The organism is Flavobacterium taihuense (assembly GCF_019351435.1).
Lineage (GTDB): Bacteria > Bacteroidota > Bacteroidia > Flavobacteriales > Flavobacteriaceae > Flavobacterium > Flavobacterium taihuense.
In genome coordinates this window covers 143,384-168,571 of the sequence record NZ_JAHWYN010000006.1, presented here as the reverse complement: position 1 = coordinate 168,571, position 25,188 = coordinate 143,384, and the positions used below count along the sequence as shown (strand labels likewise).

The following is a 25,188-nucleotide window of genomic DNA, read 5'->3' as shown; positions in this document are numbered from 1 at the left end:
ATTTATAGATATTAATAATCTACATATAAATCATTCAAATATTCATTTAAAAAGTAAATGTAATTTTAAAACACTAAGAATACACACAGATGTTTATAGTGATGTAATAATATCTTTCAATAATTATAATGAGAATGTATAGTCATTATTTTTAAGGATTTTGATACAAATTTTTATCCGACAGTTTTTTTAACACCCTATCAAAATATAGACATAGATGACGATGCTTTAATTATTAAAGGTGCTTTTCAAAATAAAAAATTGGATAGATGCAAGGACTCAATTTTCCCATTAAGCAAAAATTAATAATACAACCTTATATCTAAAAATAAGAAGAAATTCCCAAACTAATTCCGTCTGTTATTGAAGGCGGATTACCAAAAATATCTCGTTGTTTTTGATAACGATAATTAAATCGGATAACCGTTTGGGATGTAGGTCTAAAACTAATTGCGGGCATTATACTCCAAAGATCTTCTCCTATATTTCCTCCAGTTTCATTAAAAGTTCCAACATTCCAATCTACATATTCTAATCTACAAGCTAGATTTATGACAGCATTTTCCCAACCTAAAATGGTTCTTTTCAAAACAGGTTGCACAATATCCATAAATCCACCATATTGTTTGTTTCCAAATTGTTGAGAATAAGTTTCAGGAACATCAACATTAATCCAGGCAAATTCTGTTGTAATGAATGTTTTCGTTTTTGGAATCGTTGTATTAAAATCCAATGCAAAAACAGAAACACGCCTTTTGTCATCAATCACAATTCCATCGTCTTGAAATTTATTATAAATTCCTTTCATATAGGATATTCCAAGTTCCCCTATTTTATTGTTTCTAATAGCAAATTTTCCAGTAAATAAAGGTTCTCCGCTATTAATTTCTTCGAATCGTTCAGGGTTTTTCTTTGCTTCCGGTAAAAACGTTTTGTTTTCAGCATTTTCAATTATAGAGTTGTCAAAATTTCCAGACAAATAAACTTCATAACCAAACATCCAATTTTGAGTATATTTTTTTCCAAAAAAACCAGCTCCAGCATTACTGAATGTTCCTGGCAACATTTGAGTTGCTGAAATAGGTCTATCTGTAAATTCCCATTTTGGTCCGTCGTGATTTTGATTAAAAGAGCCTATTGGATTCAAAATTATCCCAGCTCTTAAATTAACTAATGGATGAAATTCTACATCGACAGAAGCAAATTCTATGGCTATTTCTTTCCCTCCATCCTCAAATTCTATTTCGCTTAAAAATTTTACTCTTTTACTAATGGCAGATGACATAAAAACAGACAATCTTCTGGCTTGAAATTGATGCCCTTCTGATGCGCCGTCTGTTGTCATTTTTTGCCAATTCATTTCAACATAACCACCAATAGAAATTGGTGTTTTATTGATATTCAAAGCAGGTCTATTGTATAAAGCATCCATATTCAGAATGTTTTTTACAGTATCTTTTGGGATTCTTTTCAGTAAACTGGGGTCAATTTGAGCAAAAGAAGTTAAACTAGATAACAATACAAAAAGGAATATATAAGTTGGTTTTAATCTCATTTCAGGGATATTTTTAAAATGTTGTTTTCAATTACTATTGGAAATTTTCTCAAGTCTTTATCTGCAGGTCCGTTTTCTAAAACACCTCTATTACTAAATTCACTTCCGTGCGCAGGACATTGAAGCTTATCTCCAAAAACTTGTAATTCTGCTCCTTGATGCGTACAAACCATTAACATAGCAGAATATTCAGTAGAATCAAATCGATAGACGCAAATTGGCGATTTTAATAGCTCATTTTGAATAATGATATATTTCTTGTATGTTGTTTCTCGGTCTTTTTTTATTTCAAAATCAGAAATCGGTACCAAAATATCCGATCCTTTAATTTCTTTTGAAAGAATTTGAGAAGAGCTGCAACTTTGCAATAATGTTATACCTGTAATCCCTGCTAAACAGCCAAAACCACAGGCTTTTAAAAATTCTTTTCTATTCATAATTACAATGATTTTATAAATTTTAATACGGCGTTTTTATCCGATTGGGAAAGGTTTTGAAACGCATTTTTACTATTGTTTGCCTCTCCTCCGTGCATCATTATTGCTTCTTCGATACTTCTTGCTCTTCCATCGTGCATCAAGAAATAATTACCTCCTTGTGAGTTTTCAGAAAGACCGATTCCCCAAAGCGCAGGAGTTTTCCATTCGAATGTTTTGGCACTTCCTTCTGTATAACCATCGTCTAAACCTGCTCCCATATCGTGTAAAAGCAAATCGGTGTATGGCGAAAATGTTTTAAAAGAAAGCGGACTTATAGGCGAATATCCAGTAGTTAGTTCAGATTTATGACAACCTGTACAATTAATTTGTTTGAATAATTGCTTCCCTTGATTTACGACATTATCATTTTGATTGCGTTGAATAGGCGCTTTTAATACATTCAAATAAAAAACAACATCATTTACTTTAGAGGTCGCAACTTCAGGATCAATTTCTAAATTGGAATAATGGTCTATTGGACTGAAAGCAGATGTTATTCCCATATCTTGATTGTAGGCATTCACAGTTTGATGCAATAAATCAAAGGCTGATGCTTTTTTGCCAAATCGTCCGATATATTTTCCGTTTTGAGTAACCGAATTAGATGAAGGTATTGAATATCCCGGAATTGTAATCCAGTTTACTGTTCCAGAAATTCCATCCCCATCGCTGTCATTTGGGTCTGCCATTGCCAATAAATCGGCATCAGAAACATTTTGTAAAAAACCTAAACCTGAAAATGCAGGAGGTGTAAATTTAGAAAACGTTGCTCCAGCAGGAATTTGTTCGGGTAAGAAACCAGGCAATGCTCTGTTTTGCAATTGTGGTCCGCCTTGATTTAAAAATTGGTTTCCAGTTTCGTCAACTTGACCAAAACGAGTAAGTGTTGTAAACAAATGCCCTTTACCATCCCCTGCGTGACAGTTGATACAACTAGTTCCAACAAAGGTTGACCCCAACCCAGTTTCTCGGGTAAAAACTTCATTGACGGCTGCATCACCACGCAAAAATTGAGATAATTGCGAACTCGTAAGCCCCTCTACAGTACCATCTAGTAATTCATCATCTTTAGGAATATCAACATAGCTCGTTTCACAAGATGTTAAACCAATAAGAACACAAGCCACTAAAAGTGTATTCAAAAATTTATTTTTCATTACTCTAAATATTATTTTTAGGCAAAACTAAATAAATATTTAGAATAGTAATATTATTATTGAAATATTTTAAAGCGTAATATATTTACATTTGTTAAATAATTAAATATCAAATGCCAAAACCACAAAGAATAAAAAAGAAAAAGATGGTAAAGAAAAAACCAATTACTGCATACGCAGTGATTCGTGTTATATTCATAACTTTAGTTTGCATAATATTGATATTAGGAATAGTTGCAAAGGTTATCCACTATTTTAACATTCACTGGAAATAATTAGTAACAACAAAAATAAAATTACTACTTTTACAGCAGTGAAACATACAAACACCATATTATCAATCATCTTACTAGTACTTTCCTGTTTGCCTTGTGCAGATATGGAAGTAAATAGTGCAGCACATACTAAACCAGAATTTGCTTCAAACAACGATGAACATTCTCACGATAAACAAAATGATTTGTGTTCACCATTTTGTGCCTGTAATTGTTGCAATGTGTCATTAACATATTTTCCTGTAACAACAATTAATTTCCCCATTACTACTGAAATAATTAAATTACCATTACCTACATACAAATCCATTTTATCTTCCAATTTCTACGGAAGTATTTGGCAACCGCCTCAAATAGCATAATGATGCCCCGCCTTTTTTGGCGGGGTTAGAAAGTTGTGACCTTTTCACAAATAATGGCAAATATTCTATTTGCTAATTTCTAATTCATTATAATATTTTCAATGTTAGACAAAATCATACAATTTAGTATAAAGAACAAATTCATTATACTCTTATTTACCCTTGTACTTATAGCTTGGGGGAGTTATTCTCTTAAAAACTTACCTCTGGATGCTCTGCCAGATGTAACCAATAATCAAGTACAAATTATTACTACTGCCCCCACATTGGCAAGTCAGGAAATAGAGCAATTAATTACCTATCCTCTTGAACAATCTGTAAAAACAATTCCCAAAGTAATCGAATTGCGAAGCATTTCTCGTTTCGGATTATCGGTAGTAACCGTAGTTTTCAAGGACGATGTAGATATTTATTGGGCCAGAGCACAAGTTTCACAACGGCTAAAAGTAGCCGAAGAAAACATACCGGCATATGCAGGAAAACCAGATTTAGGCCCTATTTCTACAGGTTTGGGCGAAATCTACCAATATGATGTTTATGCCAAAAAAGGCTATGAAGACAAATACGATGCCGTAAAATTGCGAACCATTCAGGATTGGATCATCATTCCCCAATTACAGGGAGTTGAAGGCGTAGCTGAAGTAAGTACATGGGGTGGAAAATTAAAACAATATGAAGTAGCGGTAAATCCAAATACCTTAAATAGTCTTGGAGTAACCATCACAGAAATATTTGATGCTTTAGAACAAAACAACCAAAATACAGGTGGTGCTTATATCGAAAAAGACCAATATTCTTATTTCATACGTGGTGTTGGTATGGCTACCGGCATCAAAGATTTAGAAAATGTAGTAGTCAAAAATAGAAATGGTTCACCTGTTTTAGTACGTGATGTAGCAGAAGTAAGAGAAGGAATTTCCTTGCGTTATGGAGCTTCTACAAAAGACGGGAAAGGCGAAATTGTTTGTGGTATGGCCCTTATGCTGAAAGGTGAAAATTCAAAAGCCGTAACCGAAAGGGTAAAAGAAAGAATGGTTCAGATTAACAAAAGCCTGCCCGAGGGAGTTGTTGCCGAAGCCTTTATTGATAGAAGTAAATTAGTCGATAATGCCATTGGAACGGTAACGAAAAATTTACTTGAAGGAGCATTAATCGTAATTTTTGTACTGATTTTATTTCTTGGTAATCTTCGTGCGGGATTAATCGTTGCTTCCGTAATTCCGCTTTCGATGCTGGTTGCCGTTATACTTATGAACGCTTTTGGCGTCAGCGGAAACCTGATGAGTCTTGGAGCAATCGATTTTGGAATTATTGTCGATGGCGCAGTCATAATTGTCGAAGCCACTATGCATCATTTGCAGAAACTCAAAAGAAAAAAAGATTTAACCCAATCTGAAATGGATGAAGAAGTATATCAATCTGCTTCAAAAATTAGAAATAGTGCTGCTTTTGGGGAAATCATTATCTTAATTGTCTATTTGCCAATTCTGGCATTAGTAGGAACAGAAGGTAAAATGTTCAAACCTATGGCAATGACGGTAGGATTTGCTGTAATCGGAGCCTTTATTCTTTCTTTGACTTATGTTCCTATGATGAGTGCCATGTTCTTATCCAAAAATACAGAACACAAATCTAATTTCAGTGACCGTATGATGGCTTGGTTAGAGGGTATATATACCCCATTTCTTGAAAAAGCATTACTTTTCAAAAAAACCGTTCTGGCAATCTCATTAGGATTATTTGTCCTGGCAATCGTAATTTTTCAAAATATGGGTGGCGAGTTTATTCCAACAATTGAGGAAGGGGATTTAGCTATTAATGCTACTATTATGACAGGAAGTTCGCTTTCGCAAATGGTAAAAACGACTACAGAATACGAAAAAATTCTAAAAGCAAAATTCCCCGAAATAAAAACGATTGTGACTAAAATAGGCAGCGGCGAAATACCAACCGATCCAATGCCAATTGAAAGTGGAGATATGATTATTGTATTGAAAGACAAAAGTGAATGGACTGGCGATTATGACAACTGGGAAGATTTAGCCAATGCAATGAAAGAAGAAATGGAAGCCATTCCAGGTGCCAATATAGAAGTATCGCAACCCATCCAAATGCGATTCAACGAATTAATGACAGGAAGCCGAAGTGATATTGCCATTAAAATATTTGGTGATGATTTAGAAACTTTAGGAAACAAAGCTACCGAGTTAATAAGCAAAATCAATAAAATTGAAGGTGTGGGCGATTTAAAAGCCGATAAAGTAACCGGATTGCCGCAAATTACTGTAAAATACGACTATAATAAAATAGCATTATACGGTTTGAATATTACTGATATCAACCAAATCATCCGTTCCTCATTTGCAGGAGAAAGTGCCGGTAAAATCTATGAAGAAAGCAAACGATTTGATGTAGTAGTAAGAATGAATGCTACTAATAGAAGTGATATTACTGATGTAAGTAACCTTTTTATTCCTCTGCCTAATGGTCAACAAGTGCCGCTTTCACAAGTAGCAACGGTTTCGTATGAACAAGGTCCTGTTCAGGTTTCCCGTGAAAATGGTAGACGTAGAATTACTGTTGGATTAAACGTTCGTGGTCGTGATATTAAAAGTGTTGTCGAAGAGATTCAGCAAAAATTAGACAAAGATTTTAAACTTCCAGCAGGTTATTACGTAACCTATGGCGGACAGTTTGAAAATTTAATTGAAGCTACTAAAAGACTTTCGGTAGCGGTGCCAATTGCATTAGGATTAATAATGGTTCTTTTATTTTTTACATTCAATAGTATGAAGCAGGCGGGATTAATATTTACCGCTATTCCACTATCAGCTATTGGTGGTGTTTTTGCCTTGTGGATGCGAGGAATGCCTTTTAGTATTTCGGCAGGAATTGGATTTATAGCCCTTTTCGGAATTGCAGTGCTAAATGGAATTGTATTGATTTCCTATTTCAACCAGCTAAAAACCGAAGGAATAACCGATCCATTGCAACGAGTTTTAATGGGTACAAAAACACGATTACGTCCTGTTTTAATGACAGCTGCTGTAGCCTCTTTAGGTTTTATGCCAATGGCATTATCAACAAGCGGTGGTGCCGAAGTACAAAAACCATTGGCCACCGTGGTTATTGGCGGATTAATATCAGCCACGTTATTGACATTGATTGTTTTACCAATTTTATATTTACTCTTTGAGAAAGGAATTAAAGGAAGAAGAAAAAAAATAAAAACTTCATTCGTTACCTCAATTGTTTTATTGATAAGTAGTTTTTCTTTTGCTCAAAACAGTCAGCCTATTTCACTTCAAAAAGCAATAGAAATGGCAAAAACAAACAATATCGATTTAAAAATTGCCGATAAGGAAATTGAAAAACAAACGGTGCTGAAAAAGACTGCCTTTCAGGCAGATCCTTTGCAAATACAGTACCAGGGCGGGCAATTTAATAGTAAGTATTATGACAGTAATGTTTCTATACAACAATATTTCCCAATAGGAAGAATTACAAAAGCCAACCGACAATTGCAGGAAGAATTGGTAAAGCTAGCAGAAAAGCGAAAAGCATTATCCGAATTTGAAATTGAAAAAGCGGTATCAATCGCTTACTATCAATATTTATACGGCGTTACTATTCAAAAGCTAAATACAGATTTATTGGATATTTATTCTAAATTTCTGAAGAATGCAGAACTTCGTTTTGAAACAGGCGAAAGTGGAAAAATTGAAGTAATCAGTGCCAAAGCAAAATCGAAAGAAATTGAAACCCAGCAAGCACAACTCGAATTTGATTTGGCAATTTATCAAAAGCAATTGCAGTTTTTTATTCAAACCGAAGATAATATTGTACCGGATAGTGCAACACCAATGAAGTTTTCAATGCTGTCGGATGAAAACCAATCTAAAGCAGCAACTTTAGTAAGTGATTATTATACACAACAAATTTCGGTGTATCAAAAAGAAGCCAATACGTTTAAAGCAATGCGAACTCCAAAATTAGGATTGGGTTATTTTGCACAAACCATTGATACCAAATCTTATTTTCAAGGATTTACCGCAGGTTTGCAAATTCCTCTATTTGGTGGTGTAAATTCAGCTAAAGCCAAAGCATCAGCCATTAGTATTTCGCAATCCCAATTAGAATTGGATAAAAATAAATTGGCTTTGAAGTTAAAAATGCAGGAATTGAAAAATGATTTCGAAAAACAACAAAAAGCATTAGAATACTATCAAAAAGAAGGTCTGCAATATGCAGAACAGATTATTGCAACAGCGCAAAAAAGTTATGCTAATGGCGATATGAGTTATTGGATGTACATTAGTTTTTTGAATCAGGCTATCGACATCAAAAAACAAAATGCCGAAGCTACCAATGCTTACAATCAAAGTGCCATTCAATTACAATTCCCATCCATTTCTAACAATTAATAATTTCTACAATGAAAAATATAAAGATAAATACAATTTCAAATATCAAGATTAAAACCACACTCTTACTACTTACTTCTTGCCTCTTACTTCTTACTTCTTGTGGAGAAAAGAAAACAGAAGAAGCAGCTCACGAAGAAGAAAAATCAGAAAATGAAGTAGCATTAACTGCTATACAATACAAAACTGTTGGAATTCAAACAGGTTCTGTAGAAAATAGAAATTTGAATTTAGTGATTAAAGCCAATGGATACACTACAGTTCCACCACAAAATATGGCAAATGTTTCTACTTTAATTGGTGGAACGGTTAAAGATATTTTAGTTCTTGAAGGTACTTATGTAAACAAAGGAAAAGTATTGGCTACCATTCAAAACCTGGAAGTAGTTGAAATGCAGGAAAATTATAATTCGGCTATTGCCAATATTGAATACCTGCAATTAGAATACAATCGTCAGAAAACATTAAGCGACCAAGATGTAAATCCTAGAAAATTGCTACAGGAAGTAAAAGCAAAATTAGCAATTGAAAAAGCAAGAGCTAAAGCATCTAAAGATAAATTACAGGCTTTGAATATGAGTACTAAAGGATCAAGTGTGGTACCAATAGTTTCGCCGATATCAGGTTATATTGGGAAAATTAATATTGCCAAAGGCGCATTTGCCGAAACAGGAATTACACTTTTTGAAGTAGTTGATAATAGCCAAATGCACTTGGATTTGAATGTCTATGAAAAAGATTTAGGATCTATTGCCGTAGGACAAACGATAGACTTCATCTTAACAAATCAAGGAAATAAATCTATAAAAGGAAAAATATTTGGGATCAATAAATCATTTTCAAACGAAAGTAAAACCGTAGCCGTTCACGCCAAAATTAATCCGGCTGATTCCAAGGATTTAATTTCGGGAATGTATGTTTCTGCCAATATCAGTATTAAAAATGCCACTGTTCCTGCCCTGCCAAAAGATGCTGTAGTAAAAAATGGCGATAAATATTTTGTTTACATTCAGGAAGAACACGAAGAAAAGGCTACAGCTAAAAAACCTGAAGCTCATGCGCATAAAGAAGGCGAAGCACATTCTGAAGAAACAGCAGGCGAAGAAGAAGGACACAACGAAATTCATTTCAAAGCAATTGAAGTTGTACCTGGAACTACGGATTTAGGTTATACCGAAGTGAAATTTGTTGAAGAAATTCCTGCTGACGCAAAAATTGTAATCAAAGGCGCATTTTATTTGCTTTCTGCTATGAAAGGTGGCGGAGAACACGAGCATTAATTGATTTAAAAAATAATATGAAACTAAAATCAAACATTGACAAATTGGGGACAATTGGACTTTTCATTACGGCACTATTTTCCCCTTGCTGTTTTCCATTATTTGCTTTTGGGGCATCAGCACTTGGACTTGGAAGTATAGAACTATTTGGAGGTTGGACAATGTGGGTTTTTCAAGCGATGGTTTTAATTGCAATCGGTGGACTTTACATTTCTTACCGAAAACATCTTTGTTTGTACCCTTTGCGAATTGCTATTCCGAGTGGAATTTTAATATTCTTTGCTTACTATTTTAGCAAAATAGAAAATCCAACTTACTTAATTTATGTTGGAATGTTTGGACTTCTTATTGCTACTATCGTAAATTATTACCAAAATAAACTTCACGGAAATTGCAAAACGTGTACAACCTATGAAGGGAAAACGGTTGAATTGAAATCAACTTTAACGTGTCCAAATTGTGGATATAAAAAAGATGAGCTAATGCCAACTGATGCTTGTCAGTATTTTTACGAATGTGAAAAATGTAAAACAATACTCAAACCATTGGAAGGTGATTGCTGTGTTTATTGCAGTTATGGAACAGTAAAATGCCCACCAATACAAGCGGGTGATAATTGTTGCTAACATAATAAATATAGAAAACAAACCCCATTTTGAAAATGTTTTTTCAATCCGAAACCCAAATGAAGTCAGTTTGATAGAATTTAGCATTTTCAATTTTGGGGTTTTATAAAATAGTATGATTCCATTTATGAAAACTATAGTCTATTTTATTCTTGCAGGTTTATGTGAAATTGGCGGAGGTTATCTTGTTTGGCTTTGACTGAAAGAAGAAAAATCCGTTTGGTACGGTGTTACAGGAGCAATAATTCTTGCTTTATATGGATATGTAATGACTTTGCAAACTGCCTCTTTTGGAAAATCTTATGTTCTATATGGTGGGATTTTCATTGTTATGGCATTAATATGGGCCTGGAAGATTGATAATTTTAAACCTGACAAATACGATTTGATAGGTACTGCTATTATAGTTATTGGCATACCTGTTATTCTATATATACCAAGAAAATAAAAAATTATGAAACACTAACTCAAAAACGATGTAAACTGAAAAAAATCTATTGTACACTCAAAGAAGAATTAAACATAATATTACAACCGATAACAAGTAATACACTATTTAAAATTAATTATACATAAATTTATGGATATAAATTCCGAATTAATTATTGTTTCTAAACTGATTGTTTCTTTTTTGTTAGGGGCTTTTATTGGTTTAGATAGAGAAAGACACGGTAGTGATGCTGGAATAAGAACTTATGCAGCCGTTTGTATCGGAGCAACTTTGTTTACAGCCATTACAGCACATTTGGTCAATAATCCGGCCGACACTTCAAGAGTAATTGCAAATATTGTAACTGGTGTTGGTTTTCTGGGTGCTGGAATTATTTATCGCAATTCTAGTGCAGGAACATCACACGGATTAACAACAGCAGCAACAGTATGGTGTACTTCAGCTGTTGGTGTTGCTGTAGGATTGAATATGTTCATTATTGCTATAATAGGATCATTGGCATTGTATTTTTTACTTTCATTACATCATCAAAAGTGGTATGTAAAATGGAAGCAAAATATGATAAACAAACACGGCAAGGAAAACGAAAATGATTAACTTAAAAGATACTTAATTAATTTTAAACGATTAAAAAATGATAAATACAGACCCAAAACACCAACACAAATACGATGTAAACGGCAAACAGCTTTGCTGCACACTGGAAGAAAAAATAAACAGCAAAACCAATAATCAAACAGGATGTTGTTCTACTCATAATGAGCCAGAAAATCATTCTGACGATGATGGTCACGAACATTCAGAGACAAACCAATCTATCTTTCAAATGTTTCTGCCAGCAATCATAAGTTTTACATTATTACTTATTGCCATTGGTTTTGACAACTATTTTCCACAAACTTGGTTTACAGCTTGGGTACGAATTGGTTGGTACATTGTGGCATATATTCCTGTAGGTCTTCCTGTAATTAAAGAGGCTTTTGAAAGCATTCGTAAAGGAGAAGTCTTTTCGGAATTTTTATTGATGAGCATTGCTACCATTGGTGCATTTGCCATTGGCGAATATCCCGAAGGTGTTGCAGTAATGCTGTTTTATGCAGTTGGAGAAGTATTTCAAACATTAGCAGTTCAAAGAGCAAAATCAAACATTAAGGCACTATTAGACCAAAGGCCAGATACTGCAACTGTAATGGAAGGTGAAAATGCTGTTTCTAAAAAAGCCTCTGAAATTACTATTGGAGAAATCATCCAATTAAAACCAGGAGAAAAATTAGCATTAGACGGAAAGTTACTTTCTGATACAGCTTCGTTCAACACCGCAGCCCTAACAGGAGAAAGCAAGCCAGATACCAAACAAAAAGACGAAACCGTTCTTGCCGGAATGATAAACCTGAATACAGTTGTTTTAGTCGAAGTAACAACTGCCTACACCGATAGTAAATTATCTAAAATCCTTGAAATGGTGCAGGAAGCAACAGCAAAAAAAGCACCAACCGAATTATTCATTAGAAAATTTGCCAAAATATACACACCAATAGTTGTTTTTTTAGCAATTGTAATTTGCGTGTTACCAATGCTTTTTGTCGATAATTATGTATTCAGTGATTGGTTGTACAGAGCCTTAATCTTTTTGGTTATTTCCTGTCCTTGTGCGTTAGTAATTTCAATTCCGTTAGGATATTTTGGCGGAATTGGTGCAGCAAGTAAAAACGGAATTCTGGTCAAAGGATCCAATTTTCTAGATATTATGGCATCTATTCAAGTGGTGGTTATGGATAAAACTGGAACACTGACCAAAGGTGTTTTCAAAGTTCAAAAAGTCGTAGCGATGGATATTTCCGAAGCCGATTTAGTAAAATTTACAGCAGCATTAGAAACCAAATCAACTCATCCCGTTGGAACCGCTATTATAGAATACGCAAAAGGAACAGAGAAAAACATAACTGTTACCGATGTAGAAGAAATTGCAGGACACGGACTAAAAGGAAAAGTCGATGGAAACGAAATATTGGCAGGAAATGTAAAACTGATGAAGAAATTCAATATTAGTTATGATGTTGAAATTGACAATACACCATTTACAATCATAGTTATTGCCATCAATCAAAAATATTCCGGCTACTTTTTGATTGCCGATGAAATCAAAGAAGATGCAAAAGAAGCTATAGAAAGTTTACACAAAATAAATGTAAAAACAGTAATGCTGTCAGGCGACAAACAAGCCGTTGTTGATGCTGTTGCCAAAGAACTAAACATTGACCAGGCTTTTGGGGATTTATTACCTGAAAACAAAGTGGAGAAAGTAGAAGCACTCAAAAATGAACATCTTCATATTGCTTTTGTTGGCGATGGGGTAAATGATGCACCAGTGGTAGCCCTCGCCGATGCCGGTATTGCAATGGGAGGTTTAGGAAGTGATGCCACTATTGAAACGGCTGATATTGTCATTCAAAACGACCAACCTTATAAAATTTATACAGCCATAAACATCGGTAAAAAGACCAAACAAATTGTTTATCAAAATATTGGTTTGGCATTTGCTGTAAAAGCAATTGTTCTCGTTCTTGGCGCAGGAGGTTTAGCCACAATGTGGGAAGCTGTTTTTGCTGATGTAGGAGTGGCAATGTTAGCTATTTTGAATGCAATTAGAATACAGCGAATGAAATTTTAGGGTAGATCAATAAAGGAGTTTGTAATTAAATCTATTGGAGTGACTTATACATTTATTCTATTCTGTTGTTTTTCAAAAGAGGCATTTTAAAATCTGGTAATATGCTATCAAAAACAATTGAAACACTAAAAAAAACTATTGGAATATTATTTATAGAATAAAATAAGTTTGTAGTAAATAATATCTATAAATTCGCAATGTGAAAATATTTGCAACAATAGTATCGTTTATTGTACTGTTTCTTTCAACAGTGCCTTGCTCTGCATATGCAAATCATTCAGAATGTGGCATAAAGAAAAATTGTGAAAAGGATTCAAATGATTGTGGCAACGATTGTAACGGAAAGTGTTCTCCGTTTTATTCGTGTGGCACCTGTGTTGGGTTCACAATAAATTTAATTTCTGCCTATTTTAGTAAAAATTTAGATTTTACAACAGACGAAATAGTACAGCCAACAGCGTATGATAAATTTATAAATTCTTCTTTTATCTGTAAAATTTGGGAGCCTCCAAAGATTTCCTAATATATAAAACTTTTGATTTGTCTGATTTTGAGATCGGACAGATATGTTATGTTTATTAATATTAAGAAATTACAAATGCTTAAATATATTTTTTTAATTGTGACAATAGTAACTATTGGCACGGCGCAAGCTCAGAATAAAATCAAATTCCATATAAAAGATGCTGAAACGAATGAATCAATAAAAGATGTATCAGCTAAAATAGAAGGAACTAATTTGGTATCTACATCCGATAATGTAGGTATTGTTATTTTTGAAAATATTTCAGAAGGTGTACATACAATTTCTTTCTCTTTAGAAGGTTATAAGAAACACAAAACATCATTTACAATACCTTTTGCGGATGAATTTTTTGAGATTGCTTTAGAAAGCGAAGCCGAAGAAATGGATGAAATTATTGTCACTTCAACCAGAGGAACAAGAACCATCAGTAACATTCCGACCAGAGTAGAGTTTATTGCAGGAGAAGAACTCGAAGAAAAAGCCAATATGAAACCAGGGGATATCCGCATGATGCTTAACGAAAGTACAGGAATACAAACTCAGCAGACATCTGCAACTTCTGGAAACTCTTCTATTAGAATCCAAGGATTGGACGGAAGATATACTCAAATTTTAAAGGATGGTTTTCCTCTTTATTCCGGGGCTTCCAGCGGACTGGGATTATTACAAACACCCCCTTTAGATTTAAAACAAGTGGAAATAATCAAAGGTTCTGCTTCTACACTTTATGGAGGCGGGGCAATTGCAGGTTTAGTGAACCTTGTTTCCAAAACTCCGACTGAAGAAAGAGAATTACGATTTATAATTAATGGAACCTCTGCTCTTGGACTGGATATCAATGGGTTTTATTCTCAACAGTTTAATAAAATTGGATTGACAGTTTTTGCTTCACATGATCGAAATGCTCCGTATGATCCTGCTGATATCCAGCTTACTGCTATTCCAAAATTTGAACGTTATAATTTTAATCCAAAATTATTTGTCAATTTTAATGAGAACACAAAGCTTAATTTTGGCGTAAATACGGTTTTTGAAAACCGTATAGGCGGAAACATTGATTATATCAAAGACGAAAGCCAATATCCAGACAGTTACTTTGAAAAGAACAAAACGCAGAGAATTAGCACTCAATTTACCCTTACGCATAAATTCAACGAGAAAGAATCTTTGACAATTAAGAACAGTTTCAATAATTTCAGCCGTGTCATAACCATACCTGATTATGTTTTTGACGGTTTACAGAACAGTACCTTTTCTGAAATTAGCTATTCGAAAAATGGGGATATTGCAGAATGGGTTACCGGCGCAAATTTATATACAGATAATTTTACCGAAGACAGCAAAACAGCCTTTCCTCTAAGAAATTATAACCAAATAACTTATGGTGCTTTCATTCAAAATACTGTAAAAGCTAAAGAATGGCTGGATATAGAAACAGGTCTGCGAGGCGATTATGTTGTTGATTATGGATTTTCTTTTTTGCCAAGAATTTCGGCTTTATTTAAAATCAATTCTAAATTTACTTCCAGACTTGGTGGTGGGTTAGGTTACAAAACGCCAACCATTTTTACTGAAGAAAGCGAGCGCATACAATACCGAAATGTACTGCCTATTAATAGTGATTTCAATACGCTTGAGAAAAGTTACGGCCTTAACTTTGATGTGAATTATAAAACTAATATTACCGAAGATATATCTTTATCATTGAATCAGTTATTCTTCTATACGAATGTTGATAGTCCACTAATCTTGACTTCACTCCCTAATAACATTTATCAGTTTGTAAATGTTGATGGTTATTTAAACACAAAAGGAGCCGAAACAAATGTCAAATTAGGATATAAAGATTTCAAATTATTCCTGGGTTATACTTATACTGATGCATCAATTGATAATAATGGGATAAAATCTGAAAATCCTTTAACTGCGAAACACAGATTGAATAATGTTTTGATGTATGAAGTAGAAGATAAATGGAAAGCTGGTTTAGAGGCTTACTATTACAGTCCTCAAAAACTTAATGACGGCACTATTGGGAGAGAGTATTGGATTTTCGGTTTTATGGTTGAAAAGCTTTGGGAAAATTTTTCAGTTTATGCCAATTTCGAAAATTTTACTGATACCAGACAAACAAAATTTGGAAGTATTTATACTGGGCCAATTTCAAATCCTGTCTTTAAAGACATCTATGCTCCGCTGGACGGATTTGTTGTTAATGCTGGAATTAAACTAAAAATTTAGATATCTCATAAAGAATCAAAGCCTGCAGGATTAAACCCAGATTCTGCAGGCTTTTTTATTGTGCTTTTAAGATCGTTTGCGGTTTAAAAGTATATTTGAAGTTTAGCAACACCCATTTCCAACTTGTATTGGCGGACATTTTACAGTTCCGTAACTACAATATACGCAACAGTCGCCTTGTTTTGGTTTAAGAACTTGTTTGCATTTTTCACATTCGTAAAAATATTGGCAAGCGTCTGTCGGCATTGTTTCTTCTTTCTTGTGTCCGCAATTAGGACAAGTGATTATTGATTGTAATTTGATTTCCATTTTAATTTTCCTTTTTGTCGGTTACAGAATATCCTGTTGAATTTATTGCTTTTTCAATTTCAGAAATGTTAGTTTTTGAGCTGTCAAATTCTACGATTGCGCTTCCGTTTTCGTATGAAGTGTTTGAACTTATTATTCCTATCAATTTATTTACTTCGTGATTAACGTGTCCTTCACAACTTGCACAAGTCATTCCGTTAATCGTAAATTCTACTTTTTGAATATTTGATTTGACCACCATTATGATTTGCTTTTCTGTCTTTGGATAGAAAATGGTTGAATAGTATGGAAAGGCAAGCATAACTATTGCAAATGCTGTTGCAATTCCTAAAAATATTTTTGACTGAATGAATTTTGGTTTTTCTTCTGTCTCACAATTGCAGTCAATTTGCTTTTTAGGTTTCAAATTTTGATACCAAGCAAAACCAAGCACTAAAATTGTTAAACCGATAAAATACGGTCGTAAAGGTTCGAGCCAAGAAAAAGTTGAAGCAAATCCGCTTGTGCCTGCGATTAAAGCCAAGACTGGTGTAATACAACACAATGAAGCCCCAATTGCTGACAAAAGTCCTGCCCCGATTAGCTTGTTATCTGTTTTCATATTGTTTCTAAAATTTTGTTCTCTTCAAGCATTTTAAAAAACGGTTTCAGCATTTTTTCATACTCTTTTGTCAATGAGTAAAAAATGGTTTGAGCTTCTCGTTCTGTTTCAATGAGTTTTCTGTCTTTGAGTTTACGCAAGTGTTGCGAAACTGCTGAAATTGTCATACCGAGAATGTCGCTTATATCACAAACACAAAGTCGTTTTTCTTCATAAAGCAGAAATAGAATTTTCAGTCTTACGTTGTTTCCCGCCAATTCAAGTCCGTTCGATAAATAGTCAAACGACCCGTTGAGCTCAAAAACTCGGTCTTTACAGCGATTTATTTGTTTGATATCTGCTTGTTGTCGTATGCAAGAATTATTTTCCATAATGCAAACATAGTTAATTTGCTTATTTAAGCAATTACTTAAATATAAAACTTCAAAAAAAATCAATTTGTTTGTCGGGGAGTGTAGTCGTAGCCTTGCATTAATTAAATGTCAGCATTTTTCATTATTTCTTCTTTTCATCCTTCCAACTACCATTATAACCTCTATCCCTCAATGATAAAATGGCAATTCCGGTAATTAAGAAAATGCCCATCTTTGATTGGCTAACTTATATTCTTACGTAGCAATTATATACTTGAATGCACAATCTAAAAAAAAACAAAATTTAGTTTGGAATAATTTTTTTTGTAATTTGTAATACATTTACCTTAGTCTGGATTTTTAAAAAAAGAACATTTTAAAATGGTACAAAATGCTGTCAAAAATAAAATATCTAATATCTGAATATCGTTTTTTTCTCTTTAGTATTACATTGCTATTTATTCTATTGATTTATAATCACAATAAAACTCTCACTTTGGAGAAAGAACTTGTTCGAGTAAACAATGAACTTCGTGTGAAACAAGTCATTTTTGAGAGAAGACAAAAGGAGTATTATGAAAAAGTCGAACAACAGCAAGCAAAACTAGAACGTATGATAAAAGAAATAAAGTCGCGTAAATAAGACTTGTCATCGGTTTCGTTCACCTCAGATTTCATCTCTTTGTTCTTACATACTCGACGTAGACCTTATTATTTTATGGAGTTAATATGGTAATTTATTTCCTATAATTTCTCAACGCAAAAATCTGCTACAGGTAAATAATCATAGTTTTGATAATATTTGTCGAGAATCTCATGTATTCCACTACCAGTATAGACAATTACATTTCTCATATATTTGATTCCGTCATTTCTAATAATGATATGTCCTTCAAAAGCTTGAGCTAAAATTTCATCATCATTCTTATTAAAGATTAGATATCTTTTATAGCTTGTGAGGGAGAGTGTATTTTTTCCTTTTGATTGATTATGTTCATCATATCCGTTATAAAACAATCCAGATTTCTTATGTACAATTTTACAAGTTTGTACATTCTTTAAATTTTCACTTTTAATTAGTTCCATCATTTTTATTTAATTAGAAATTAAATGTATTTGATTTGATACAATATTTTTTTTTAAATTATTTCTGGATACCTTCAAAACGGGTTCCGTTGTTCTTGCTAAGCAGGCAACGAAACCCTTGCTGTTTAGCGATTCGTTATTTTTATTCCTTTATTTAGGTTTTTATTATTCATTATATACTTTGTCCAAAAGTCAGCAAGTTATTGTCAGGGTCAAGTATTGCAAACTCTTTTTGTCCCCAAGGTTTGATTTCTAAATTTCCATTTGGGTGGATGCTCGTTTTATTATCAAGTAATGATTGATAAAGTTTGTCAATATCGTCAGTTCTTATATAAATACCTCCATAGTTTTCTTTAAGATCAAGTCCCTTAAACTTAAAAAAGTGGATTTCTATTTTGTCTTTGGCAACTATTAAATAATCATCATAATCTCCAAGTTGTTTAAAACCTAAATTGTTTAAGTAGTAATCTTTTGTTCTTTCTTTGTCACGCATTGGTAATTTTGGATTAACATCTGTAAGCATAATTATGTTTGTTAGTTTTTTTGTTTATCTGTTTTCCATTCGTCCAGAACAAAGACCGCTAGCGTCACTCTACTACAGCGAGTTTAGCTCTAAATTTAGCCCTATTCTCGGATTTGCCAAATCATCCCAAATACAAAACCAAATTCCCATTAAGACTATTGCCCAAATCCGTTGTACCTGTTAGGCGCTGGCATTTCTATGTTCAATTAAAAATTCTTTGTTCGGCCAATGTTTTTCGTTTTTCGGAAGTTTTATTGTTTGATTGTGAAATGCAGAAGATAGAAGATTGTCATAATTACTAATAGCTTTATGTTTCGTATTGCTTTGGAAAGCTATTGAATAATCATTATTAATTGTAAGTAAACCATTATCGAACAAGCAATGATGGTTAGCACACAATAATATTCCATTTCTAACATCTAAACGTTGACTTTTCGAAGCTTTTGACCAAGGAATTATATGGGCAGCTTGTAAAGCAAAACTAAAACTAAAATCACAAAAAGCGCATCGAGAATCATAAGCTTTTAATAATGCTTTTCTAAAAATTATTTGAGCCGTTCCTCTAACTTTAATTTTGCTATAAGTTTCTTTAGATTTCTCAGGCTCATTTAATAATTCATTTACAATTTCCTCTTCTGTTGTTCCTGTAATAGCATAACTAAAAGGATTTTCCAAATTATTCCAATTGCAATTATAAACTTTTTCAAAACCTTCTTCAATATTATCAACATCCCAAGCTGTGAATCCGGTTCCTGGAATTCCATTTTTGTCTCCAACCAAAATGGTTATTGGAGGCAAATGATTATTTAAGCAGTAATCTTGGATTTTATCAAGAACAAATCTAACTGCACGATGATGAACTCCAATTTCATTTCCAAAATTTTTATATGTTATGAAAGTTTTTTCTAATGAAACTCTTTTGAGAATTTGCCAACCTAATGCAGCTCTTTCAAATTGATTAATTTCTTTATCCATAATTATTCTTAGCTGTTTTTTAGCTGCTTGCGCCTAACGTTCTAGTAAAAAGCGGGTTTGTGCTTTAATTAAGCCCTATTTTCGGATTTGAAAAATCATCTCAAATCCGTTGTAGCTATTTTACAATCGCCTTTTTAGATATTATATTTCATATGATTTTGCATCATTAAATTATTCCTTTTACTAGCTTCATCATATAATGAAAATATATAATTATCAATTTGCTCAATGTTTTCTTCATATATTTTTAAACAATTACTAATATATAAGTTTGATTTAAAGAAAATATCGCTAATTAAAAACGTTTCTTTTAAAAACTCGACAATTTCAATTTTAATTCCATTTTCTAATGCAATATTTTGATAGTGACTAATAATATATGATATTCTTATCATAGTATGTGGATGAGACTTTTTGTCTAGATAAAATTCATCAACACTTTTGTCATCATCAAATTCCCTGTAATAGAAAAGGAGAAATGTTATTAATATTCCTGCTAATCCAATAGATAATAAATTTTTTAGATTTTCGTGATTTCGGTTTTCAATACTTAATGTTTCATAATAATCTAAAATATGACCACAAACGAATTGACTACCATTTAAATCAGCATCATATTCCAAAATATGACTTTCAGGAATGAACAAGTTTTCAGTATTTTCAAAAAATGAGAAATTCCCATCATTTTTTTGTACTAAATGAGCAAACTCGTGATAGTATGTAAACAATGTGGAGCTTTGTAGTAATAGTTCATTGAAATCAACTTTTATTAAATTTGATAGCTCAACATATTTTGTTAATCTGTCATTTTTAAATATACTATTATTTGAATATATACTTTCGTGAAGTTTTTGAATTAAATCTTTAGAAATCATTAATATATAATTTCCATTATCACGAGTTGCGCCTGCATTAATGAAGTTTTCTTTGTTATAATAAAAAAAATATGATGGCTCAATTCCAAATTTAGGGCTGTTAATTTTTAAGTTATCATAACAGAAGTGAAATAATTTAAGATAAATATCTTTGATTGGATTATCTTCTAAATCTAAAATAATTTCACTATTAATTTTTGTTCTTTCAGCAATTATTTTAGAGTTTTCTAAATATAAATTCATCATTAATTTTGATTTTTCGTTTCGTTCGGCCAAAGTGTCGAATAACTTGCATGTAGGTTTGACGCTGTAAATTCCACATCAAATCTGAAGAGATAGATTTGATAAGTACCAGATTTTATTGTTTTGCTAAAATAGAAATTAATTCTTATAAATTATTAATGTGAGCTTTTTATTGATTTTGTTTTTCATACCATTCCATTTCTCAAATATAGAATGTATGAAATACTACTTTTTTATTGTAAAGTCAGTTCCTCCCGATTTGACAAGTAATTGTTATAAAGCAAAAAAAAATGCTTCATAGCATCTTTTTTAAAGTTCGTTAAAGTCAAATAACGATATTATGTCTATTTTGAATTCTTTAGCGATTCCATATAATACGTCGACTGTTGTATTTGTTTGTCCTCGTTCGATTAAACCAATGTGATTTTTTGCCAATCCAAGTCTTAGAGCTAATTCTTCTTGCGAAATTTTCTTCCCAGTTTTTTCATTCATACAATTATTTCTCAATTGCATAATTCTCTTTCCTAATAGTTTTCGTTCCTTTAAAAAGTTAGGCTTATCCATTTGATAAAATTCGCACTTTGTTAAAATAAAAAAGGCAACATATATATTGCTTTATTAAAAAAATTATTATATTTGACGATATTATTATAATTTCGCGATTCTTCATATAAAATATTTGAAGCATTCGCTTAGAATCTCGCGTTAGAAAACTGGTAATTTTGCAACGAGATAATAAGTAAGATGCTCACGTCCTATGGCGTGGGCTCACTTATTGTTGCTCGGTATACCAGTACCTCTAACGCAGTAAGCTGAGTTCCATGCCTTTTTTTATGCCCTTTATTTAGGCAAAACTCAACTTTTATTCTTAGCGTTATTTCATCATTTAAAGTCTCGCAATATCACTTACTGAATTAGTTGGGAAAAGCACTGCCACCGTCTGGCTGCAACAGGCAACGGCAGATGTTTTTCCTTTTAATAAACCTTTAAAATTAAATGCCTATGAATTAAAAAAATAAAAAACCTTTGTGCCTTAGTGGCACAATAAAAAAATGGCCCTCTAACTCGCCGGCAAAACTTGTATAGAGGACCTAGCTAATAAAACTAACATTTTACTAAACCAACCCAATATTATGAATAATTTTTCATTATCTATGGGTGGAAAGGCTTTTTGTTTCCTGTTTTTAATGGGTAACATCCTGTCTTTTTCCCCTATACAAGCCAAAAATTCACTACGGCATAATCTAAGAACTGCTCAACAGTTTCAAGTTCAGGGAACTGTCACAGATGGTGGTAATCCTTTAGCTGGTGTGAGCATTTCGATAAAAGGGAAATCAATTGCCACCGTAACGGATTATAATGGTCATTACACCCTTTCTGCCTCATCAGAAGACATTTTAGTTTTTTCATATATAGGATACAGAACGCAAATAGTTTCCGTGCAAAGACGTAGCACCATCAATATTAGTCTTCAGGAAAACACAACCAAACTGCAGGAGGTTAAAATTAATGCAGGGTACTATTCAGTAAAGAACAGCGAACGAACCGGAAGTATCTCTAAAATAACCACCAAAGACATCGAGAAACAGCCCGTTACCAATGTCCTTGCCACTATGCAAGGTCGTATGGCTGGAGTTGATATCACGCAGGATACAGGAACGCCGGGAAGTGGTTTTCAGATTAAGATACGTGGACTCAACAGCCTTCGTGAAGAAGGGAATGAACCATTGTATATTATCGACGGCGTACCTTATTCTTCAGAAATCATCGGATATAGCAATACTACTAGTGGAATACCTACGCCCACGAGTCCGTTAAACAGTATTAACCCTAATGATATTGAGAGTATAGAAGTACTCAAAGATGCCGATGCGACTGCTATATACGGTTCACGCGGTGCCAATGGGGTAGTGCTGATTACCACCAAAAAAGGTAAGGCAGGAAAAACCTCTGTAACAGTTTCCGCCTCGTCAGGAATTGGAAAAGTCACCAAAATGATAGACCTGATGGATACCCAGCAGTATCTGGAAATGAGAAGACAGGGTTTTGCCAATGATGCTGTTACGAACTATCCCGATTGGGCTTATGATATTAACGGCACTTGGGATCAAAACCGTTATACCGATTGGCAGAAGGAACTTTTGGGCGGAACTGCGATAATCACCAATATGCAGGCATCCGTATCTGGCGGTTCCGATTTAACCCAATACCTGCTCAGTGGCACGTACCATACTGAAACTACGGTGCTCCCAGGAGATTTTGAGTACGATAAAGCGGCTGTCCATTTTAGCATGAATCATAGGAGTGAAGATAAAAAATTTAAACTCACTTTTTCAACAGGCTATACGGCTCAAGACAATTTACAGCCTGAAACCGATATTAGCCGCACTGCACGAAATCTGGCTCCAAATGCCCCCGCCTTATATGATGCCGACGGTAATCTGAATTTTGAAAACAGTACTTTTAGAAATCCATTGGCAGCGCTTCGCGCCATCACCACTGCAAAAACAAATGATCTTATTGCCAATACCGTACTTAGTTATGAAATATCCCCCAGTTGGGAACTAAAGGCCAATTTAGGCTTAACGGATTTAAAAAATGCTGAACAGCGGCTATTGCCTTCGACGATGTACGATCCCGCTTACCAAATCGGAAGCAGCTATTCATCCTTATTTACCAACAATACCCAGAGAAAATCATGGATTGTGGAACCGCAGCTTCGCTGGAACCATGATTTCGGTATCAGTAAAATTGACATACTGGTGGGGGGGACGGCGCAGCAGCAAACTTCTTCAAGGCTGTACCAGTTCGGATATGGTTTTGCCAGTAACAGCCAGATTACAGACATCGCTTCGGCCACGCAAAAATCCATTTATGTAAGCGATGAAACCCTTTATAAATATCAGGCCTTTTTTGGACGACTTAATTACAACTGGGATCAGAAATACATTGTGAACTTAACCGGGCGACGGGACGGTTCAAGCCGATTTGGTCCAGGCAAGCAGTTTGCCACTTTCGGAGCTGTAGGTGCTGCTTGGCTGTTCTCAAAAGAAAATTTCCTCAAGGAAAACACCGTTTTGAGTTTTGGAAAGCTAAGAGCGAGTTATGGGAGTTCGGGCAGTGATCAAATAGGGGATTACCAGTATTTGGATACTTATACATCCTCTGGTCTAAACTATAATGGTGCTATCGGTTTGGATCCTACACGACTCTACAATCCAGATTTTAGTTGGGAAATCAATAAAAAATTGGAAGTTGCATTGGAAATGGGCTTTCTAAGTGATAGAATATTCTTTACGCTGGCTTGGTACAGAAATAAATCGTCCAATCAGCTGGTTGGAATTCCTTTGCCTGGTACGACGGGATTCAGTTCCATTAACGCCAATCTGAATGCAACGGTTCAAAATTTGGGTATGGAATTTACCCTTAGAACCGTAAACTTTGAAAACGCCAATTTTAAATGGTCAACCAACTTTAATATTTCCGCTTCCAATAATAAACTGCTCTCTTTTCCGGGACTCGAAGGTTCTACCTATTCAAACCGATACGTTATCGGGGAATCGACCAGTATTGTAAAGACGTATCAGTTCAAGGGTGTCAATCCACAAACGGGACTCTATGAAGTGGAAGATGTCAATAAGGACGGCATGATTACTTCATTGGGAGATAAAAAGACCGTTATGGATCTCACTCCTCAATATTTTGGAGGTTTTGAAAATCAGTTTCAATATAAAAACTGGCACCTTGATTTTCTGTTCCAGTTTGTAAAACAGCAGAATTACGATTACAATCCAAATGTTCCCGGAGGCAGTTTTTTCAATCAGCATTCGGACATGGCTAATGCATGGCAGCATGCAGGAGATCAGGTTTCTTTTCAAATGAATACAACGGGTGAAAATGGGGATGCCATAAATGCCTATTACAACTATCTGGACAGTAATGCCCCTATCGTTGATGCATCTTTCATTCGGTTAAAAAATATTGCACTGAGCTATGACCTGCCGCTGCAGACCATAAAAGGCGTTCACTGCAAACTGTCACTGCTGGGACAGAATGTATTAACATTTACCCCATACAAAGGCGGTGATCCCGAATTTAAATATACAGCCTACTTGCCTCCGCTAAGAATAATTACCGCAGGCGTACAGCTTACTTTTTAACCTTAATACATACAGC

21 protein-coding genes and 2 pseudogenes are annotated in these 25,188 nt (G+C 33.9%); 12 read left to right on the top strand and 11 right to left on the bottom strand.

Annotated features, from left to right (window positions below):
• Positions 1 to 322: 322 nt before the first annotated feature.
• From KZH69_RS08760 to KZH69_RS08750, 3 genes are read right to left on the bottom strand one after another with little or no spacing between them, the layout of a single operon-like run.
• Positions 323 to 1,555: a hypothetical protein gene (locus tag KZH69_RS08760; RefSeq protein ID WP_219317058.1), complete on the bottom strand. Its 1,233-nt coding sequence runs from the start codon at positions 1,553 to 1,555 to the stop codon at positions 323 to 325.
• On the bottom strand, positions 1,552 to 1,992 hold the full coding sequence (locus tag KZH69_RS08755) for a Rieske (2Fe-2S) protein (RefSeq protein ID WP_219317057.1): 441 nt from the start codon (positions 1,990 to 1,992) through the stop codon (positions 1,552 to 1,554). The genes KZH69_RS08760 and KZH69_RS08755 overlap by 4 nt, the downstream gene beginning before the upstream one ends.
• A gap of 2 nt (positions 1,993 to 1,994) precedes the next feature.
• Positions 1,995 to 3,191: a di-heme oxidoredictase family protein gene (locus KZH69_RS08750; protein WP_219317056.1), complete on the bottom strand. Its 1,197-nt coding sequence runs from the start codon at positions 3,189 to 3,191 to the stop codon at positions 1,995 to 1,997.
• Between the two features lie 313 nt (positions 3,192 to 3,504).
• Here KZH69_RS08750 and KZH69_RS08745 point away from each other — a divergent pair, with 313 nt between their 5' ends.
• The 10 genes and pseudogenes from KZH69_RS08745 to KZH69_RS08710 all read left to right on the top strand — a co-directional run bounded on the left by KZH69_RS08745 (position 3,505) and on the right by KZH69_RS08710 (position 16,047).
• Positions 3,505 to 3,828, top strand: a complete 324-nt coding sequence (locus tag KZH69_RS08745; protein ID WP_369410649.1) for a DUF6660 family protein — start codon at positions 3,505 to 3,507, stop codon at positions 3,826 to 3,828.
• 101 nt (positions 3,829 to 3,929) lie between these two features.
• Entirely contained in the window at positions 3,930 to 8,252 is a 4,323-nt protein-coding gene (locus KZH69_RS08740) for a CusA/CzcA family heavy metal efflux RND transporter (protein ID WP_219317055.1), read from the top strand.
• An 11-nt stretch (positions 8,253 to 8,263) separates the two neighbouring features.
• Positions 8,264 to 9,532 (top strand): efflux RND transporter periplasmic adaptor subunit, encoded by a 1,269-nt coding sequence (locus KZH69_RS08735; protein WP_219317054.1) that lies wholly within the window; start codon positions 8,264 to 8,266, stop codon positions 9,530 to 9,532.
• A 17-nt stretch (positions 9,533 to 9,549) separates the two neighbouring features.
• Positions 9,550 to 9,888 (top strand): annotated as a pseudogene (locus tag KZH69_RS20475) (MerC domain-containing protein); the annotation flags it as partial.
• A 75-nt stretch (positions 9,889 to 9,963) separates the two neighbouring features.
• Positions 9,964 to 10,158, top strand: a complete 195-nt coding sequence (locus KZH69_RS20470) for a GDCCVxC domain-containing (seleno)protein (RefSeq protein WP_255557767.1) — start codon at positions 9,964 to 9,966, stop codon at positions 10,156 to 10,158.
• 115 nt (positions 10,159 to 10,273) lie between these two features.
• Positions 10,274 to 10,606 (top strand): annotated as a pseudogene (locus tag KZH69_RS08725) (YnfA family protein).
• Between the two features lie 132 nt (positions 10,607 to 10,738).
• A complete protein-coding gene (locus tag KZH69_RS08720) occupies positions 10,739 to 11,206 on the top strand; it encodes an MgtC/SapB family protein (protein ID WP_219317052.1) in 468 nt (155 codons plus the stop codon).
• A gap of 37 nt (positions 11,207 to 11,243) precedes the next feature.
• On the top strand, positions 11,244 to 13,280 hold the full coding sequence (locus tag KZH69_RS08715; protein WP_219317051.1) for a heavy metal translocating P-type ATPase: 2,037 nt from the start codon (positions 11,244 to 11,246) through the stop codon (positions 13,278 to 13,280).
• A gap of 199 nt (positions 13,281 to 13,479) precedes the next feature.
• Positions 13,480 to 13,803, top strand: coding sequence for a DUF6660 family protein (locus KZH69_RS20675; RefSeq protein ID WP_369410648.1), 324 nt, complete (start codon positions 13,480 to 13,482; stop codon positions 13,801 to 13,803).
• 75 nt (positions 13,804 to 13,878) lie between these two features.
• Entirely contained in the window at positions 13,879 to 16,047 is a 2,169-nt protein-coding gene (locus KZH69_RS08710; RefSeq protein WP_219317050.1) for a TonB-dependent receptor, read from the top strand.
• Between the two features lie 102 nt (positions 16,048 to 16,149).
• Here the strand turns inward: KZH69_RS08710 and KZH69_RS08705 are convergent, their stop codons facing one another.
• The 3 genes from KZH69_RS08705 to KZH69_RS08695 are packed head-to-tail and all read right to left on the bottom strand — an operon-like array spanning position 16,150 to position 17,328.
• The gene (locus KZH69_RS08705; RefSeq protein WP_219317049.1) at positions 16,150 to 16,356 is read right to left on the bottom strand and encodes a GDCCVxC domain-containing (seleno)protein; all 207 of its coding nucleotides are present in this window, start codon (positions 16,354 to 16,356) and stop codon (positions 16,150 to 16,152) included.
• 1 nt (position 16,357) lies between these two features.
• The gene (gene merTP / locus KZH69_RS08700) at positions 16,358 to 16,957 is read right to left on the bottom strand and encodes a mercuric transport protein MerTP (protein ID WP_219317048.1); all 600 of its coding nucleotides are present in this window, start codon (positions 16,955 to 16,957) and stop codon (positions 16,358 to 16,360) included.
• Positions 16,954 to 17,328, bottom strand: coding sequence for an ArsR/SmtB family transcription factor (locus KZH69_RS08695; RefSeq protein WP_219317047.1), 375 nt, complete (start codon positions 17,326 to 17,328; stop codon positions 16,954 to 16,956). Before KZH69_RS08695 ends, merTP begins: the two co-directional genes overlap by 4 nt.
• Before the next feature lie 373 nt (positions 17,329 to 17,701).
• On the opposite strand from KZH69_RS08695, the gene KZH69_RS08690 reads away from it, so the two are divergent.
• A complete protein-coding gene (locus KZH69_RS08690; protein WP_219317046.1) occupies positions 17,702 to 17,953 on the top strand; it encodes a hypothetical protein in 252 nt (83 codons plus the stop codon).
• Positions 17,954 to 18,054: 101 nt separating this feature from the next.
• Here the strand turns inward: KZH69_RS08690 and KZH69_RS08685 are convergent, their stop codons facing one another.
• The 5 genes from KZH69_RS08685 to KZH69_RS08665 form a co-directional block, all read right to left on the bottom strand.
• Positions 18,055 to 18,399 carry a hypothetical protein gene (locus KZH69_RS08685; RefSeq protein WP_219317045.1) on the bottom strand — a complete coding sequence of 115 codons (345 nt, stop codon included), beginning with the start codon at positions 18,397 to 18,399 and terminating at the stop codon, positions 18,055 to 18,057.
• Positions 18,400 to 18,568: 169 nt separating this feature from the next.
• The gene (locus KZH69_RS08680; protein ID WP_219317044.1) at positions 18,569 to 18,919 is read right to left on the bottom strand and encodes a bleomycin resistance protein; all 351 of its coding nucleotides are present in this window, start codon (positions 18,917 to 18,919) and stop codon (positions 18,569 to 18,571) included.
• Positions 18,920 to 19,099: 180 nt separating this feature from the next.
• Complete coding sequence (locus tag KZH69_RS08675; protein WP_219317043.1) at positions 19,100 to 19,894, bottom strand: HNH endonuclease; 795 nt, start codon at positions 19,892 to 19,894, stop codon at positions 19,100 to 19,102.
• Positions 19,895 to 20,028: 134 nt separating this feature from the next.
• The gene (locus tag KZH69_RS08670) at positions 20,029 to 21,015 is read right to left on the bottom strand and encodes a hypothetical protein (RefSeq protein WP_219317042.1); all 987 of its coding nucleotides are present in this window, start codon (positions 21,013 to 21,015) and stop codon (positions 20,029 to 20,031) included.
• 306 nt (positions 21,016 to 21,321) lie between these two features.
• Complete coding sequence (locus KZH69_RS08665; protein ID WP_219317041.1) at positions 21,322 to 21,576, bottom strand: helix-turn-helix domain-containing protein; 255 nt, start codon at positions 21,574 to 21,576, stop codon at positions 21,322 to 21,324.
• Positions 21,577 to 22,145: 569 nt separating this feature from the next.
• Between KZH69_RS08665 and KZH69_RS08660 the strand changes: the two genes are divergently transcribed.
• The gene (locus KZH69_RS08660; protein ID WP_219317040.1) at positions 22,146 to 25,172 is read left to right on the top strand and encodes a SusC/RagA family TonB-linked outer membrane protein; all 3,027 of its coding nucleotides are present in this window, start codon (positions 22,146 to 22,148) and stop codon (positions 25,170 to 25,172) included.
• The last annotated feature ends 16 nt before the right edge of the window (positions 25,173 to 25,188 follow it).

Bases quoted from the DNA above. Each gene is read 5' to 3' on its own strand.
- KZH69_RS08750 (WP_219317056.1), bottom strand. From the start codon at position 3,191: ATGAAAAATAAATTTTTGAATACACTTTTAGTGGCTTGTGTTCTTATT.
- KZH69_RS08715 (WP_219317051.1), top strand. From the start codon at position 11,244: ATGATAAATACAGACCCAAAACACCAACACAAATACGATGTAAACGGC.
- KZH69_RS08685 (WP_219317045.1), bottom strand. From the start codon at position 18,399: ATGATGGAACTAATTAAAAGTGAAAATTTAAAGAATGTACAAACTTGT.
- KZH69_RS08710 (WP_219317050.1), top strand. From the start codon at position 13,879: ATGCTTAAATATATTTTTTTAATTGTGACAATAGTAACTATTGGCACG.
- KZH69_RS08675 (WP_219317043.1), bottom strand. From the start codon at position 19,894: ATGGATAAAGAAATTAATCAATTTGAAAGAGCTGCATTAGGTTGGCAA.
- KZH69_RS08720 (WP_219317052.1), top strand. From the start codon at position 10,739: ATGGATATAAATTCCGAATTAATTATTGTTTCTAAACTGATTGTTTCT.
- merTP (WP_219317048.1), bottom strand. From the start codon at position 16,957: ATGAAAACAGATAACAAGCTAATCGGGGCAGGACTTTTGTCAGCAATT.
- KZH69_RS08705 (WP_219317049.1), bottom strand. From the start codon at position 16,356: ATGGAAATCAAATTACAATCAATAATCACTTGTCCTAATTGCGGACAC.
- KZH69_RS08695 (WP_219317047.1), bottom strand. From the start codon at position 17,328: ATGGAAAATAATTCTTGCATACGACAACAAGCAGATATCAAACAAATA.
- KZH69_RS08660 (WP_219317040.1), top strand. From the start codon at position 22,146: ATGAATAATTTTTCATTATCTATGGGTGGAAAGGCTTTTTGTTTCCTG.
- KZH69_RS08670 (WP_219317042.1), bottom strand. From the start codon at position 21,015: ATGATGAATTTATATTTAGAAAACTCTAAAATAATTGCTGAAAGAACA.
- KZH69_RS08755 (WP_219317057.1), bottom strand. From the start codon at position 1,992: ATGAATAGAAAAGAATTTTTAAAAGCCTGTGGTTTTGGCTGTTTAGCA.
- KZH69_RS08665 (WP_219317041.1), bottom strand. From the start codon at position 21,576: ATGGATAAGCCTAACTTTTTAAAGGAACGAAAACTATTAGGAAAGAGA.
- KZH69_RS08690 (WP_219317046.1), top strand. From the start codon at position 17,702: ATGCTGTCAAAAATAAAATATCTAATATCTGAATATCGTTTTTTTCTC.
- KZH69_RS08735 (WP_219317054.1), top strand. From the start codon at position 8,264: ATGAAAAATATAAAGATAAATACAATTTCAAATATCAAGATTAAAACC.
- KZH69_RS08740 (WP_219317055.1), top strand. From the start codon at position 3,930: ATGTTAGACAAAATCATACAATTTAGTATAAAGAACAAATTCATTATA.
- KZH69_RS08680 (WP_219317044.1), bottom strand. From the start codon at position 18,919: ATGCTTACAGATGTTAATCCAAAATTACCAATGCGTGACAAAGAAAGA.
- KZH69_RS08760 (WP_219317058.1), bottom strand. From the start codon at position 1,555: ATGAGATTAAAACCAACTTATATATTCCTTTTTGTATTGTTATCTAGT.